Annotated in this window: 9 protein-coding genes, 1 tRNA gene and 1 pseudogene; 5 read left to right on the plus strand and 6 right to left on the minus strand. The window is 45.3% G+C overall.

What is annotated here, in order from left to right; all coding sequences use genetic code 11:
- Nucleotides 1-257: 257 nt before the first annotated feature.
- From QT987_RS17155 to nadA, 5 genes are all read right to left on the minus strand, one after another.
- Nucleotides 258-374 carry a photosystem I reaction center subunit VIII gene (locus tag QT987_RS17155; protein ID WP_333042098.1) on the minus strand — a complete coding sequence of 39 codons (117 nt, stop codon included), beginning with the start codon at nucleotides 372-374 and terminating at the stop codon, nucleotides 258-260.
- Nucleotides 375-431: 57 nt separating this feature from the next.
- Complete coding sequence (locus QT987_RS17160; protein WP_333081456.1) at nucleotides 432-941, minus strand: photosystem I reaction center protein subunit XI; 510 nt, start codon at nucleotides 939-941, stop codon at nucleotides 432-434.
- Between the two features lie 114 nt (nucleotides 942-1,055).
- Entirely contained in the window at nucleotides 1,056-1,772 is a 717-nt protein-coding gene (locus QT987_RS17165) for a TIGR04283 family arsenosugar biosynthesis glycosyltransferase (protein ID WP_333242038.1), read from the minus strand.
- Between the two features lie 414 nt (nucleotides 1,773-2,186).
- Entirely contained in the window at nucleotides 2,187-2,804 is a 618-nt protein-coding gene (locus QT987_RS17170; RefSeq protein ID WP_333242040.1) for a TIGR04282 family arsenosugar biosynthesis glycosyltransferase, read from the minus strand.
- A 156-nt stretch (nucleotides 2,805-2,960) separates the two neighbouring features.
- Complete coding sequence (gene nadA / locus QT987_RS17175; protein WP_333242042.1) at nucleotides 2,961-3,929, minus strand: quinolinate synthase NadA; 969 nt, start codon at nucleotides 3,927-3,929, stop codon at nucleotides 2,961-2,963.
- Between the two features lie 337 nt (nucleotides 3,930-4,266).
- On the opposite strand from nadA, the gene QT987_RS17180 reads away from it, so the two are divergent.
- The 5 genes from QT987_RS17180 to QT987_RS17200 all read left to right on the plus strand — a co-directional run bounded on the left by QT987_RS17180 (nucleotide 4,267) and on the right by QT987_RS17200 (nucleotide 13,829).
- Nucleotides 4,267-5,781: a restriction endonuclease-related protein gene (locus tag QT987_RS17180; RefSeq protein ID WP_333242044.1), complete on the plus strand. Its 1,515-nt coding sequence runs from the start codon at nucleotides 4,267-4,269 to the stop codon at nucleotides 5,779-5,781.
- The gene (locus QT987_RS17185; RefSeq protein ID WP_333242046.1) at nucleotides 5,771-9,184 is read left to right on the plus strand and encodes a pPIWI_RE_Z domain-containing protein; all 3,414 of its coding nucleotides are present in this window, start codon (nucleotides 5,771-5,773) and stop codon (nucleotides 9,182-9,184) included. The genes QT987_RS17180 and QT987_RS17185 overlap by 11 nt, the downstream gene beginning before the upstream one ends.
- 2 nt (nucleotides 9,185-9,186) lie before the next feature.
- Nucleotides 9,187-12,501: an RNaseH domain-containing protein gene (locus tag QT987_RS17190; protein ID WP_333242048.1), complete on the plus strand. Its 3,315-nt coding sequence runs from the start codon at nucleotides 9,187-9,189 to the stop codon at nucleotides 12,499-12,501.
- A gap of 291 nt (nucleotides 12,502-12,792) precedes the next feature.
- Nucleotides 12,793-13,710, plus strand: coding sequence for a TIGR04168 family protein (locus tag QT987_RS17195; protein WP_333242050.1), 918 nt, complete (start codon nucleotides 12,793-12,795; stop codon nucleotides 13,708-13,710).
- Nucleotides 13,711-13,744: 34 nt separating this feature from the next.
- Nucleotides 13,745-13,829 (plus strand) — tRNA-Ser (locus tag QT987_RS17200).
- A 418-nt stretch (nucleotides 13,830-14,247) separates the two neighbouring features.
- Here QT987_RS17200 and QT987_RS17205 read toward each other — a convergent pair.
- Nucleotides 14,248-14,778 (minus strand): annotated as a pseudogene (locus tag QT987_RS17205) (ISAs1 family transposase); the annotation flags it as partial.
- Between the last annotated feature and the right edge of the window lie 568 nt (nucleotides 14,779-15,346).

A 15,346-nucleotide genomic window follows, 5' to 3' on the forward strand; every position in this document is an offset into this window, starting at 1 on the left:
TCTTTGTAAAAAAATCCTCTGCCTGCAGGCGGAGGATTTTTTTGCAATTATGAGTTTTGAAGGAAGAAAACTGAAAGATTGCTCCACAGATAAATTCTGGGGATGGGAGTAAAGAAACTAAGTTTTCGGATAGCCAGCAATCTCAAAACAATTTTTGCTAATTTTCCCTAGATTTATCTAGAAATGTCAGAGCAATTGTTCGTCAATCGTCTTATTACTTCGGCTTTCCAACTTAGGTCTTACTTTAGAGGTAAGGATCAGGCGTCGCTTTCAATGTAGATAAACAACAAACCCATTACCACAACTGGCATCACCCAGGTAATTAGGGGAATCAAAATCCAAGGCAAGAAAGAGGCAGCGTAGGAACCTGTCATATCAAATTCTCCAAACTAAAGTTAGTGTGTTCCAACAGGGATATGTGGGAGTCGAGTCTAATTGTTGACTAAACCCCGGAAAATGGCATCAACGCCGTTAAAGTTTTCGAGTAAGAAGTAGGCAACAAAGACACCACCCATTCCACCAATGAAGAAACCACCGGTAAACTGGCTCCACCCTTCAGCATTTCTGAGGGCATCAGGGGTCATGGGATTAGCGCTAGGGTAGCTGGTGTTGTCTTGTTTGAAAGAGACTAAACCGTAAGCAGACATACCTAGTGTGCCAAGCAGAACTAAGACGAGGGCTGTATATAATCCTCCGAGATTAGCTGCTTCTGGATAATCCCGCAGGGGTCCGAAGACGATTTCGGGGCCGACGAGGAAATAACCGTGTGCCAAACCAATTTCTAGGCCTCGAATTAGGGGCGAGAGTCCTTTGCGGTAGACGGGCAAGTTCCCAATGAATGCTTTTGTGAAATCAGAAGCACTGATGGGAGTTGCGAGATGACCCGTGAAGGGGTCGCCGTTAAAGGGTTTAATCAGCTCTGCATCTCTGGGATCGGCCATATTCTCTTTTTCCTCGCTGTGCGTAAAAGTTGAGGCGTTCAAGTCATATTTTACGCAGGGACGTGTTTCCTATTTGCATAATTGGCAGCGAGCTTTAGAAAAGTTCACTATTCTTTAGTTTTTGGAAGAATTTTTCTTTTGCCTCTTATACCAGAAAGCGAGTCGATCGGGCGACACTCCCAGGAAATAAGCGATGATTACTATTTGATTAATGGCGGTGGTGTGGATCACCCCAAGCTGCTGCCAGCGACGGGCGGAGGTCAGCACTGGCTGGGGTACTATTTCAATGCGACCTTGTTTTTTCAATCGGCGCACGAATTCAAAGTCTTCCATGAGGGGCAAGTCGGGAAAACCGCCGATTTGGTCAAAAGTAGCTGCGTTGAGGAAAATGGCTTGATCGCCGTAGGGCAGTTGCAGAAAGTTCGATCGCCACTTTACCCCTGTTTCTACCAGCCGGAGGCTGAGACTGCGGGCGTCAATCTGGAGTTGAAAGGCCCCCGCTACAGCAGACGGGTTAGCTAGTACCCGACGCGCGCTATCGTCGTACCCGCGAGGCAACAGAGTGTCTGCGTGGAGAAACAGCAGGATATCTCCAGCAGCAGCGGCGGCACCTGCATTCATTTGAGTGGCGCGGCCTGGGGCGGTGGAGATAACTCGGACGCCAAAAGATTTTGCTATATCTGTAGTACCGTCGCTGCTGCCACCGTCAGCGACAATTATTTCGACATTTTGGGCCTCAAGGGCGGTGGAGATGACTGAGGCTATTGTAGGTGCTTCGTTTAAGACTGGAATGATAATGGAAATTTTGAGATTGGGATTTTCTGGCGACATACAGACTTAAGCAACCCGTGAGAGAGAGGGCGGGTTTTGTACAAAGCTGATTTTGCCCATTTCTGACCCCAGGCTCGCCCCTACATTTTGCCTTAAGGTGGGAGAGTTTGGTAAAAAACCAAGCTATTAGTTGCTCATTTTTTACACCTCGCCCGCGCCTACATTGGGCTTTCATCTGGCGGGGCGGGTTTTGTACAAAGCGGAGCTGTTAGTTGCTAATTTAGTTGGGAATTTTTGGCTTTTTCTCGCGCCTGGGACTATTGTCCCAAGCGCTGTCTAACTGCTACTGAGATTCAGCATTTGGTTAGACAAATACAATTACTATATTATGACCTTCTGGTTTCACAATCAAGTAGTTTTCTCTAATTATATATGACAATTTTTAATACTTAAAACTTATTAAATAGAGTTTAGTTATTTCAACATATTAATATCTAAACCGAGGAGGTCTTCTGGTCGATCGATATCTGCAAGAGTGGGAAGATAAGCAATATTGAGAGCGAGCTTTTGGGCGATCGCCCGCGTACAAGCAAATACTTCACTGGTTCCCCACTGAATGCCACCGAACAATTCCGGTATCGATCGCCGCAGCCCGATAAGATAATAACCTCCGTCTTTGGCCGGGCCCAAAACTAAATCGTGCTGGCTCAATTCCTCAAAAGCTTGTGCCATGATTTCTGCTTTCAAACCAGGACAATCAGTGCCGATAATTGCAGTTTTCTCCACCCCTGAATTAAAAGACTTTTGAAACGCTGCTGTCATTCTGGCGCCCAAATCACCGTCTATTTGATTTTCACAAGAAATATCACTTCCCAGCCACTCTTGCATCAGTTGTTTGCTGCCGCCGGCTCGGTGAATTTCTACCGATAATCGGCGGGTTTTTTCGAGAGAGAGCGCGCAGGCGATCGTCCGTTGGGCCATCAAACGGTGAAGGTTAGCAGCGCCTGTTTTTCCCAGCACCGGAATTAGTCGAGTTTTGGTTGTTCCCGGTTCGGGATAGCGGGTGAAAACAATCAGTTTTTCTGGTATCATTTATTGTTGATGAGTTTTAAAGGAATGAACTGCAGAGGAAGACAAAGAGTTAACCACTGCTTCACGAATTGCCGAGTTGGTGGGTTAGGCAATGACTTAATTTAATCGCCGCGCCCAACCCACCACACAATAAATTTACTTAAAAATAGCCAGCGGTTAGCTCATTTCTAGCATTCGCTGGATGGGCTGCAAAGCTGCTAGTTGAATATCTAGGGGCATGGTAATTTCAGGGGTTTGATTTTTCATAGCTAGATACAATTTTTCCAAGGTATTTAATCTCATGTGCGGGCATTCGTTGCAAGCGCAGTTATTATTGGTTGAAGGAGCGGGAATAAAGCGTTTATGCGGAGCTTGCTTTTGCATTTGGTGAATGATTCCCGGTTCAGTCGCGACAATAAAAGCTTGGCTGGAACTAGCTTGAGAGTATTTGAGCAAAGCAGTGGTGGAGCCTATGTAATTAGCGTGGCGCAGCACGGGAGGTTCGCATTCTGGGTGGGCAATTATTTCGGCTTCGGGATTTTCGATTTTGAGTTGAACTATCTTTTTTTCTGAGAAGTTTTCGTGGACGATGCAAGCTCCTTGCCAAATCTCCATGTTTCTGCCTGTCTGTTCCATTACGTAGCGGCCGAGATTGCGATCGGGCCCAAAAATTATCGGCTGATTTTCGGGAATTTGGTTGACAATTTTAACCGCGTTAGAACTGGTGCAAATTATATCGCTCATTGCCTTAATTGCGGCGGTACAATTAATGTATGAAATTACCAAATGTCCTGGTCGAGCCGCTTTGAAAGCTGCAAAGGCTTCGGGAGGGCAACTGTCGGCGAGGGAACACCCAGCATTTAAGTCTGGCAACAATACTAATTTGTCGGGATTGAGAATTTTTGCGGTTTCGGCCATGAAATGAACTCCGGCAAAAACTATGACATCGGCGCTGGTGTTGGCGGCTTTGCGGGCAAGTTCTAGGGAGTCGCCAATGAAGTCTGCGATGTCTTGAATCTCGGAGTCTTGGTAATAGTGGGCGAGAATGACGGCGTTTAATTCTTGTTTGAGGGCGTTAATGGCTGCAAACAAGTCGTCGGGCAGTCGGGTTTGAGTAAAGTTCGGAGCAGGTGCGGTGGTAAACACAGTTAGAATATTCCGGGGAAGGTGCGGGCTGGACTCAAGTGTATTTTGAATTATAGTTGAATTCACCAAAAACGGTGGGCAGTTGGGCCAGAGGTAGAAAATTTGCCATAGGTTAACCGACTGACTGGCAGTGGGAGCAAGATTTTGCGATCCAAGAGTGGACTCAGCTAAGTTTTTACCTGACTCTAATTAGACTGAAAGCTTGATCCAGCAAGATATTCACAGGTAAATGACTACCTTGAGCCACAAGTATTTTGAGTAGTTTCTCTTGACATCCTTTATTTACATCGTTTAATGTAATCATTATACAATGTAAATAGGTTGGTTTTATACATCTATGTACTTTGAAGACGATCGCCAGTGGCAGGGAACTGCTGAGTTTCTGACAAAAGAACTAAAACGACGGATTGAGCAGCTTGGGCTATCTGTGGAACCACCAGCCTTACGAACTGTGCGATCGTGGAGATCCAAGCAACTCCTGTCACAGCCGAAAGGTCAAGAATTTCGGTTTCGGCAGATTTTAGAAGGACTGGCAACAGCACTTTTGCTCAAGAAAGGCTGGACACTGGCCGCGATCGCTCAAGTTTTACCCTCATTCCCCGACGCAACATTGGAGCAACAAATTCTTGCCGAGACTGATGGTCAAGACCCAACCTGGTTGCCACAAATGCAAACAACGACATTGCCATTACCTACAGGACACGCCAGCACGATCGATCTCGCTGAAGATACTGTTATATTGCTAGCCCAGGGAATTCTGCGACAGTACACAAGAATTCTCAATCGAGACATCGTTCGCCAAGACGATGATAGTATGCCATCGGAACTTTATCGGGCTATGTGCAAGTTAGGCAGGCTATATATCGAATCTGGACAAAGCGATCGCGCGGCTTGCGTGCATACGGTTTTGGAACGTGCTAGATATCCCCTCAATAAGTGGGAATTAGATATTTTTTGTCACGCCGATTTTGACTCTGGTAAAGTAATTCTCATCGATCCAGACTTGCGAGTACCAACCCAAGATTGTGCAGTAATTGCCAACAGTAAAGGTACTTTTGGCGAAGATAATATCATCGAACACCGCCTGTACCAACGGTTGCGCGACGCAACTGAACGATTGGGAATTCGCCGCCAGCACAAAGCTTATACGGCTTTGCGATCGCTATTTGGCAGCCGATCGCTCATCGGAGAACACCAACTCTTAGAGTATTTACGTGACAACGATTTAACACCTTTACAGGGAATGATTGTTGACACCTTTTTTGATAGCGTGCCGGATGTCTGGTTAATTGACGGAAACGCTCATCGCTGCGCGTATTGCGGTACGCTGATGCGCCCCTATCCCAATAAAGAACTTTTTTCCGATGGGCGATGTCCGATTCGCCAATGCCTCGGTCACAACTCCTCAAAAGCCAAAGTTTCGGAGAAATTAGACCCAAACCAAGACCGATTGCTGATTGCCCAACCGCAAATTTTAACCTATTGGACTGGGCCGGCGATCGACGAATTAGCAATTTTTGATGCAGCCATAAAAAACGGACTAGATGCCGAACTTTACCCAGAATCAGACCTGTGCGACGTAGCAATTAACGGTCGCAATATCGGCATTGATGCTAAGTCATACACCAGTCCTGTCTCCCTTGCTTTGCGCCTCAACCGCACTGGCATCGGAGGGCTGATTCACTACCGCCGCCGCATTATTGCCGTCAGCGACCAATTAATTGAGGAGCGGCCAGATTACCTCTCTACTTTTCAGTCAGCGATCGATAAAAAAGGCGATCCTGCTACTCTCGAAATTCTGTCTGTTTCACAAGTCATACAGTTGTTAAAGACAATCAAATATGAGAATTAAACCAGATTTCTGGACGGGAATAGATCGCATTTGCTGGCTGTGTGTCTTGATGGCAGAATTTATTGAGACTAATTCCCTAGAATATGCCCCTTTAACGATATCGGGAATGGCGAGTATCATCAATGCACCCGCGTTGGCAAAAGCCCGCCAAGCCATTTTCAATATGCGCCTGATGTCGCTGGCTTACGTGACAGAACAGTCAGTGAAACACGCAGTTGCTATTTATAACGATCGCCACTACCGCAACAAAACTCAAGGAACCTATAAAATTAACTTAGAAACACTTCATTTTGAACGCACAGACCCCCTAGAAGACCCTTTAATTGCCCAAGCCCGTCAAATTCTGGGCCAGCCTTTGGCACACCAATTTTACAGCGCCACCTTTGCCGATCCCCGCCAGCAAATGGCCGTTGCTTTAGGTGAAGAAACAACAGCCGCGAGAGTGCCAATTGGGCCGATCGCAGCCCCACTTGCGCCGCGCCGCACCCATTCCCTCGATCGCTTGCCGAAAGCAAAAATCCGCATTCCCCTTTCGGAACTGTACGAGTTAGCAGTTGAGATGGATGAACGCGAAGCAAATCACCCTGAAAAAAGACAGGGTAACTGGGTAAAACGGTTTCAACATTTTGCGCTTCAAGTGCCAGAAATTGGCAAGGGCTTGCGAGAAGAAACAGTCATCGAATTAGCAGGCATCAAGCATTTAATTGGACTGCCAGGATCGGGCAAAACAACTTTGCTCGTATTGATAGCTGTCTGGTTGGGAAAACACGGTTATAAAGCGATGTTTGTGTTTCCCTCCATTGAAGTTGCCAGACAGTACATGGCAGAACTTGCATTTCATGAAATTAAAGTGGGAATGCTAGTCGGTCAAAGCGATGGAACTCGCCGCCGACACGCTAACAATATTGCCGATGCGATCGCAGCATCAGGAGGAAATGGCGGCTTTGGCTATAGTTTGGAACAGGCAGAAGTTTTTGGCTTAAATTGCGTTTTACCTGCGTTTTCTACTGCTGATACTTCGATGTGGGGATTTGGTTATGCACCCTGCAACGAAATTTTACAAAGCGCGGGCAAAAAAGGGCAAATGAAAAAGTATCTTTGTCCGGTTTGGACGATGTGCGGCCGCCACAAAGCACCCCGCGATTTGCTAGATGCCGATATTTGGGTCGGCCACGTTCTTTCAATGGATACTGAAGTTCCACCTCATGCTATTCGCGAACGCATTCGTTATTTTGAATTGATTGCCCGGACATTCGATGTCGTAGTTTTTGACGAAGCAGATATGGTGCAATCAAATCTGGATGCTTACGGTGCAGCAACTTTAAAACTTTCAGGTGCGGCAGATTCTATCCATTTAGTCATTCAAGAACAAATTCACAATCGTTTTGCTCGTGGCGAAAATTATCGATTGTTCGATCGAGATGTAGAACTTTATAGCCGCGACCTAGCAGAATTTGGCAATCACAACACATCGTTAATTACTGCCGTTCAAAATATGCCCTTATCGCCAGTCGGCAAACGCTATGAGAATCAGTTATTAACCGTTCTGAGAATAGTCAGCGATTTGTTGGATGGCTATGAGAAAACTTCTAAACGCGATCGCCTTGACGAAGAGGAAGTCAAACAGGGATTTAGCAAAAGTCGAGCCTTGAAAGAATTCTGGGAAACGGCTGCTTACCATGCTTTTTACGATCGCACGGGCATTGAACCGCACGATCGGCTAAACATGGATCTGTGCGCTCAAAGGCTGGGAATAAACTGCGACACGCTCAAACAGCAATGGGAAACTCAAATTCTTTATTTTCGTCGTTATTTAGCGGAGAATCTGATCGAACGGCGCGATAAAATAGTCAAAGAAATTGCCGAATTGTTTTTGCCTTTGTGTTTTAAGGATGCCACTGCATCAGGCGAAGCTCAGGATACGATTACCTTACTTGTTTGCGTTACTTTTGTGATTTTAGGCTATCAGCGTATCGTACCGCAAACTAGAACAATGGTAGCAGAAGGACTGCTTCGGGAACCGATTGTCGAATCAACGGCAACACCCGAACTGCGACAACTGATTCCTGAGAATATTTTGGGGTCTTTTTCGGGCGTGAAATACAGTTGTGAATCGGCACAAACTACTCGCTCTCAAGCCCGAAATGTGGAACTGTCTTATATTATTTTTGTGGGCGCGCCTCGGATGTTAATGCACCGTTTTCATCAGTTATTTGAGGCAGATGGCGAACTGACAGCGCCGGCAGTTTTAATGACTTCAGCTACCTCATTTCTCGAAGCAAGTCCTGCTTATCACATTAACTCTGGGCCGGATTATCTGCTGAAACCGCGGCAAACAGAACACGAACCCAAAAAGAGCTTTTACCGCTTCAAATGGCTGCCCGATCGCGAATCGCGCGATGAACCTCTCCGATATAGCGGTGCAGGCGAATTGCGCGATCGTAATTTTAAAAAAATGGTAGACGCGCTGGTGCAAGGAGGAACCAAGAAATCTGAAATTTACAAATCCATCCTCAACTTTGACGTGCAACATGGTATTTACCGCAAAGCTGCCTTAATTGTTAACAGCTACGAACAAGCTCGGAACGTTAAGAATTTTATCAACGATTACCATCCAGAAATCGGCAAAAAAACCAAAGCAGTTGTTAATTTTCTCAAAAACGGAGAGCAACCCACAGATTTCGTTACCACGGCTCAGTGCGAGGCTTTAGGAGATGATGAAACTTGCGATATTATCATTTTTCCGATGTTGGCAATTGGTAGAGGCGTGAATATTGTTTTTACCAAAGGAGATAGGCAACTCGATGCAGCCATTGGTACAATTTATTTCCTCACCCGTCCCCATCCCACGACTGACGATACGCAACTTTTGTACAGTCTAGCCGGAAAAGCTACCCAAGAATTTGACAGTCGAGTTTTTACTGAATCAGAAGACTTGCCAGCAATTTATAATACTTGGAAACAGTCCCGAAAACAACTCTGGAAAACGGCTAATCGGCTGTTACGCGAACCTCTCATGGCTAGCCGTTTGGGTGAAGATTTATTTAAACCGTTTACGGCCAATCAGATGGTTGGGATTTTGCAAACAATTGGGCGCGGGATGCGAAATGGGTGTCCGGTACAAGTTTACTTTGTCGATGCAGCTTGGGCAATTAAATCTACTAAAAATGAACCTGACTCCGGGCGGGACAGTATGCTAGTTCAGATGCGAATTATTTTAGAAGAATGCGTCAAGCATCCCGATCCAGTGATTCGAGAAATATATCAAGAACTTTACGGTGCATTTCTCGATCCCCTGCGGCGCATTGATGGCATAGTTTACCCGCCAAGTTTACGGAATTCAGAAGGTTTGACAGAGGAAGAAGACGATTTTGATGATTTTTCACCTTTATTGGAGATGTAACCATGAACGACGAAATTTTTGAGAAAATTGAATTCGATCGCGACGCTGAAGCAAAGGAAACTAATATTACTGGAGATGAAACCATGAACTCTGAAATGTTTGATGAAATTGAATCATATGATGGCGAAGAAACAGAAGCACCTGTGCTTTCAGACACTCTTTACGTTCCTCTTGCAAATAAGAGTCTGAAAGAAATTACCCTAGCTTTTACCGTGCCAGATAATATCGAGCCCGTAATAGTCAAAGGCTTGACGTTAGCTTGGACGCAAGCTGCTTTGCACGAGCTTTCAGCCATCCAAAAAGCTACTGCTAAGGGCGATTCAGCTAGTAAAAATCTCCCTTATTGCTCGCTGCTAGGTTTGTTAGAATTGGGAATTGACAGCGCAGCACGGATTCAGTCGAATGTAGGTTTGAGTAAGTCTCATTTGAATTCCAAAATCGAAAAATCTCCCGAACCATTTGCTTACTTAAATAGCGAAAAAATAAAAGAGACCCAGAAAGATTTACGTCCAATTCTCAACGATTGGATAACCAATTTTATCAAACCTTTTGCTAAAAAATTAGATGGACTCTCGGAAGTTATCGACCGTTTGGAAGATTTGCACGATCGAAATGAGTTGTTAACAATTACGCCGTTGGAGTCTCAAGTTTTACCTTGGAAATGGTCAGCAACAACAGGAACAACTCAGGCAACAAAGACTTATGATTATTGCGTGTTAGTCGATTATGTAGCTCGCGCGATCGCGGGAAAAGAGATTTTTCAGGGGCTAGGAACAATGAAGCGGGTTATTTCCAGCAGTGGTAGCCTCACAACTGGGATGGCAGAATTGATTACCGATCCCATTACTCTACCCGACACTACAGGAACATTCAGTCTGGTGGTACGCTTAGAAGTTGTAACCTATCCTTCTTTGCACCAGCCTTTATTGAAGATAGATGTTTCCAAACGCCGCTGGTTAAGTGGGTTACAACCTGCACGCTATAACTCAGCAAATATTAGCGGCTTTGTCTTTTCTGATGATTATAGCGATCGCGCATTTCGCTACACGGTGCTTTCCGATTCCGAAAAACCTGAGAAAAATCAACCCGACAAAAATAAAAATTGGTTTTGGGCGATCGATAAAGATTTTGAAGCCTTGCGCGGCAAGCTAAAACTCCCGCTGAAAACCCCTAACGGTCAAAATATTGATGGTTCCCAAATTGCTTTGGGGAAAGCTTCAACGGATAGCTGTAAAGTAGTATTAACTTACCGCAACGGATTGCAAGAAGGGAAACACGGAATTGACGCAGGCGTACCGGAGATTGATAAATTAGAAGCTTTTGAGGCGATAGCCAAAATTCTTGAACCTATCGGTTTTAAAGCTTTTGATAATTACTATCCTGTAAAATTTAAGAGAGGTGAAAGCCACAAATTAGATGATACAGCTTCACGCATGATTAATTTGCCTACTCTGTTAGGTGCTGCTTTAGAAGTTCTCGAAAAAGACGACTGCTATGATTTGACTCCCAAATATCTAGAAAGCTTTGAGGACAATGAGTTAAACAGCTTGCTCACTAAACACCTTGATATCAATTTAGATAATATTGCAAAAGGCAGAAAAGCCCTTAAATTGGTTTGTCAATTAAAAGAACTCAAGGCGATGATTCAGGCAAACCAGGAAGCTATGCGTCGGCTATATCCTAACGAAAGACTGTTGCTTGTTGTCTTTTACGAAGAACAATGTCAAACCGAATTAAAAATGCTGCAAGCAATGATTCGCGTTCTGTGGGGTGGTGCGATCGAACTCATGGCTAATCGTTTGCCAGCAAACACTCACGGGCCGAGAGAGTCATTGCCCGGTGCAAATTTGAAAGCGAAAGAGCGATCGCAAAACCGCATAAAAGCCTGGGAGTCGATCGTCCAACAACTTGCTTTACGCAAACAGCGAACTTTTTGCCTGGTAATGGCACGGGAATGGTATCCAGACAAGAAACATGACGATTCGGTGAATAAACCCTCATCCCGTCAAGCACTGGCTACAATCGCCGGTTCTTGCGTGCAGTTTCTGCTACCGATTGAAAAAACTAAGGAGAAAGAACTTCTCCAACTTAGTGATTTTTCCCATCGAGTGCAAGCTGCTCTAAAAGACTTACTTTCTGCTCATTCTGGCCGAATTGATGATGTCAAAGAAAAGGTTGACAAATGGCTCAAAGACACTCCTGTAGCAGCTAGACCAAAAGAAATTATCGGAATTACGATCGTTCGCAAACAGAAAGGTCGCGCTCGCGGTTTTATTGACAACACATTTTTGCCAGTTGCTATGCGCCTCAAGGTGGAAACAGGCGAGTCTGAACTGTGTTGCGCCTATGAGAAGGGTAATAATTTACAAATTAGTCCTTGGAGTAAGTTTTCGGATGCGATCGCCTTTATTTCCCAAATCTCTCCCGTTAAACTGGCTGACAAACAAGAGGCGCGTCAACTTCGTTTCATGGAATTTGTCAAGCAGATAATTTCCAATTCTGTAGACGAGGGAAATAAACCATTAGTGATGATTGATTCTTCCAACTGCGCGCAACTTTGGCCTTGGCTCGCCGATGCCAGGATGAATGCAAATCAGATTAATTTTGAAACCAAGTCGGGAAGCCCCTTGTACGAACACATGGAGCAAGAATGGAAAGGCGCGCGGCTGATTCGGATTCGCCAAGACCTCGCCCCTGGAATTATCGATAAAAAAGTCCGATATTTAACAGAAACTTCTCTGGAAGATACGCGGACAAAAAAAGAACTGACTTCAACCCTTGAAATTCCTTCAGCCTCTAGTGTAAAGGGATTATTTCGACTAAGTGCAACTAATCAAACGGGTTGTGTTGCTTATCTATCTGTAAGAAATGAAAAACCAGGTAAATTACGCGGTCAAAGTTGCTATCGCTCAACACAAATTAACGTAGCTGCCAATAAAGCTGATGATTCTCAAGACAAACTTTTAAATAAAGCTAAATTAAAAGTTGACGAAGCTGCCAATAAAGCTGATGATTCTCAAGGCAAACTTTTAAATAAAGCTAAATTAAAAGTTGACCAAATCGCAAGCAAACCGCCGTTTTTTGGTCAGTGGACGACTCCCAATCCCCTTGAGATTGTTGTTACCTTGCGACAAGAAAATGACAAGCCCGATCGCCTTGCTGCGCTTGTGGAATCTCTGCGCTATAGTTTCGGTCATTACAGCGACTGGTCGAGCTTACCGGCCACCCTGTTCTTCGAGCGTGTCGTGCGAGATTACATCAGCGAATTTGCAATTGAAGATGAGGAAAGGTCGGCGGAACCTGATAGGGAGGAATAATTCAGTCTAGGGGTTCTGTCCCGACTCGCTTGAGTTTTATGGCGTTGGAGTCGGTGATTAACGGGCTTAACTTCAGGCCAATCGCTTCTCATGTCAAAGGGGGAGAGAATTTTTGCGCCCTGGAGTGAAAGATGAAGAAAGCTGAGCAAATCTAAAATCTAGAATCTCAAATCTCAAATTCCCTGGGAGAGGCTGCACTGTATAATTGGTGAAGGCTGGATTTGCCGAAAATTGGTAAGTTTAGTAGGAATTTTTAAGCGGTAAGGGATCGATCGAACGAACGCAAATCACATGAATGAGGCTAAATCTATCAAAATTGCGGTGGTTGGGGATGTTCACGATCGCTGGGAAGCTGAAGACGGCGAGGCCCTGAAGCATCTGGGCGTTGATTTGGTGCTGTTTGTGGGGGATTTTGGCAATGAGTCGGTGGAGGTGGTGCGGGCGATCGCCCAATTGGACATTCCGAAAGCAGCGGTGTTTGGGAACCACGACGCTTGGTACACGGCGACTGAGTGGGGCCGCAGTCAGTGTCCTTACGATCGCGCTCAAGAAAATTGGGTAAAACAGCAGTTAGATTTAATGGGAGAAGCTCACGTCGGTTACGGGAAACGGGATTTTCCCGAATTGGGCGTAACTGTGGTGGGAAGCCGCCCGTTTACTTGGGGGGGCTCGGAGTGGAAGTACGGGGATTTTTACTCGGAGTGGTTTGGGGTAGAAAGTTTTGAGGAGTCGGCGCGGCGCATTGCAGCGGCTGCGGCGGATGCCGATTGCGAAAATGTGATTTTTTTGGGTCACACGGGTCCGACGGGGTTAGGAGAGGCTCCTGAAGACCCCTGCGGGCGAGATTGGAAGCCACTGGGAGGGGATTGGGGCGACCCGGATTTTGCGGAGGCGATCGATCGAACTCGGAGTTCTGGGAAGCACATACCGCTGGTAACTTTTGGTCATATGCACCACAAACTGCGGCACACGAAGCACGAGTTGCGGAAGTCGCTGGAGGTGAGTGCGGAGGGTACGGTGTATTTGAATGCCGCCAGCGTACCGCGAATTGTGGAGAGAGAGTGCTCGAAATTGCGGAATTTCTCGATCGTCCTGCTGGAAAATGGAGCAGTGTCGGAAGTGTCCCTGGTATGGGTAGGCGAAGATTTCGCGGTAGAAAGAGAACAAATTCTTTATCGGCGCGCTGAATCTGCAGCTATTTGTAGTTAGAGACATTTGCTGGTATGATAAAATTTATGCGCCAGGAGAGGTGGCAGAGTGGTCGAATGCGCCTGACTTGAAATCAGGTGAACCGCAAGGTTCCGTGGGTTCAAATCCCACCCTCTCCGTTTGACAATTTTCTTGTCTATCAAGGGTTTCACAAATTAACAAGCTCTAGTTTTTCAGTAATACATACTAAAATGGTATACAAAATGGTATACATACCATTTTGGTATACAAGTCGTTGCAACTGTTGAACTAGCTTGCCTTACCCGTACTTACCGACACCACACCGTGTTAGCACGGCTCCCTAGTGGGCGTAAATTCTCGTTACCTTTGTCAATCGTCTCTTTCCACCACAACCTACCGTACCCATCTCTCACCGCTGTGCCACGTGGCATATTATCGAGCTTAGGATCGCGAATTAAATAACTTACAATTTTAATTGTTATTGTGGGATGGGCGGGACGCCCGTCCTTTTTGGACGGGCGTCCCGCCCATCCCACAAACTTGTGGAAGTTATTTAATTCTCATTCCTTATGTGCGCTAAATCCGCGATCTATCATGTTCTTTCGAGTGAGTACCTCTGTCCAATAAGCTGGTTTCACGGGGGGTTTTATTCCATAGATGTCTGACCCGGACTACCATGACAACACATTGAAGACCGACCCAATCGTTTTGGTGATGTAAAGTTGGCAATTGAGCAAGAGGGACGCACCAACAGGAACGTTTTTCTGTGCGATGATGACCTCGTTCTACCCGTTGGTCATAACTATGGAGCGTACCTTCAAATCCGTGAGATAATTGTTGCTCAAACCAGTTTTTTACTGATCCATAAAGTGTAGGAGGATTTCCTTTAAGTGCTAAGATATAATCAGCTTGGGCGTGATAAAATTGAGAGGCGATTGCTGTTTGTGTACCCATGGCATCAATCGTAATAATACCTCCGGCCATGTCTAATAACTCTAATAATGCAGGAATTGCGGTAATTTCATTTGATTTATCTGCCACCTTTACTTGTCCTAAAACCAAACGATATTCGCTCGACCAGACACTAACTAGATGTAAAGCGGATTTGCCTTGCTCTCCATCCTATGAGCCTTTAAGGGTCTTACCGTCAATGGGAATTACCTGCGCTCCTGCTAGCTCAACTATTGATTCTATCCAACGTCGAAAGCATTGCTCAAATACTTTGGGATTAATGCGTTCACTCGACGAGTCGAAATGTATCCGCACTCGGGATACCTCATGGTAAAGCTAAAAACTGCTCCCACCATTCACCTTTACTTACTCCATAATTTTCCATGTCTTCCCATCCGTTACCTCCTGCAATCACTGACAATATTCAGATAATTAAAATATCTGTTAATACATGAACACGGGTTCTTGCTACACGGGGGTCTTTGATTTGGGCAAATACTAATGTCCTTTTTTCTGTCAGTTCAGTTGCCTGAGCTATACTCAATTTTTTTGACCTTTTAATCCTGTGTTTGTCCGAGGTGAAACCTGATGCCATAAGACCGACCTGCTCAGTAAGATAGAAACTTTGTACTCACCAGTCTACTAGAAGACATCTCCGAAAACACTCAAAGCCTCTGCATAGTTAAGTTCTAGGACGTAAATGTAATCATCGTAAATTAGCTAG

This window comes from Microcoleus sp. SVA1B4 (assembly GCF_036700545.1).
Taxonomy (GTDB): Bacteria; Cyanobacteriota; Cyanobacteriia; order Cyanobacteriales; family Microcoleaceae; genus Microcoleus.

What these genes read in the sequence shown, in the direction of transcription:
- QT987_RS17155 (WP_333042098.1), bottom strand. Translation starts at nt 374, where the DNA reads ATGACAGGTTCCTACGCTGCCTCTTTCTTGCCTTGGATTTTGATTCCC.
- QT987_RS17185 (WP_333242046.1), top strand. Translation starts at nt 5,771, where the DNA reads ATGAGAATTAAACCAGATTTCTGGACGGGAATAGATCGCATTTGCTGG.
- QT987_RS17190 (WP_333242048.1), top strand. Translation starts at nt 9,187, where the DNA reads ATGAACGACGAAATTTTTGAGAAAATTGAATTCGATCGCGACGCTGAA.
- QT987_RS17195 (WP_333242050.1), top strand. Translation starts at nt 12,793, where the DNA reads ATGAATGAGGCTAAATCTATCAAAATTGCGGTGGTTGGGGATGTTCAC.
- QT987_RS17170 (WP_333242040.1), bottom strand. Translation starts at nt 2,804, where the DNA reads ATGATACCAGAAAAACTGATTGTTTTCACCCGCTATCCCGAACCGGGA.
- QT987_RS17180 (WP_333242044.1), top strand. Translation starts at nt 4,267, where the DNA reads ATGTACTTTGAAGACGATCGCCAGTGGCAGGGAACTGCTGAGTTTCTG.
- QT987_RS17165 (WP_333242038.1), bottom strand. Translation starts at nt 1,772, where the DNA reads ATGTCGCCAGAAAATCCCAATCTCAAAATTTCCATTATCATTCCAGTC.
- QT987_RS17160 (WP_333081456.1), bottom strand. Translation starts at nt 941, where the DNA reads ATGGCCGATCCCAGAGATGCAGAGCTGATTAAACCCTTTAACGGCGAC.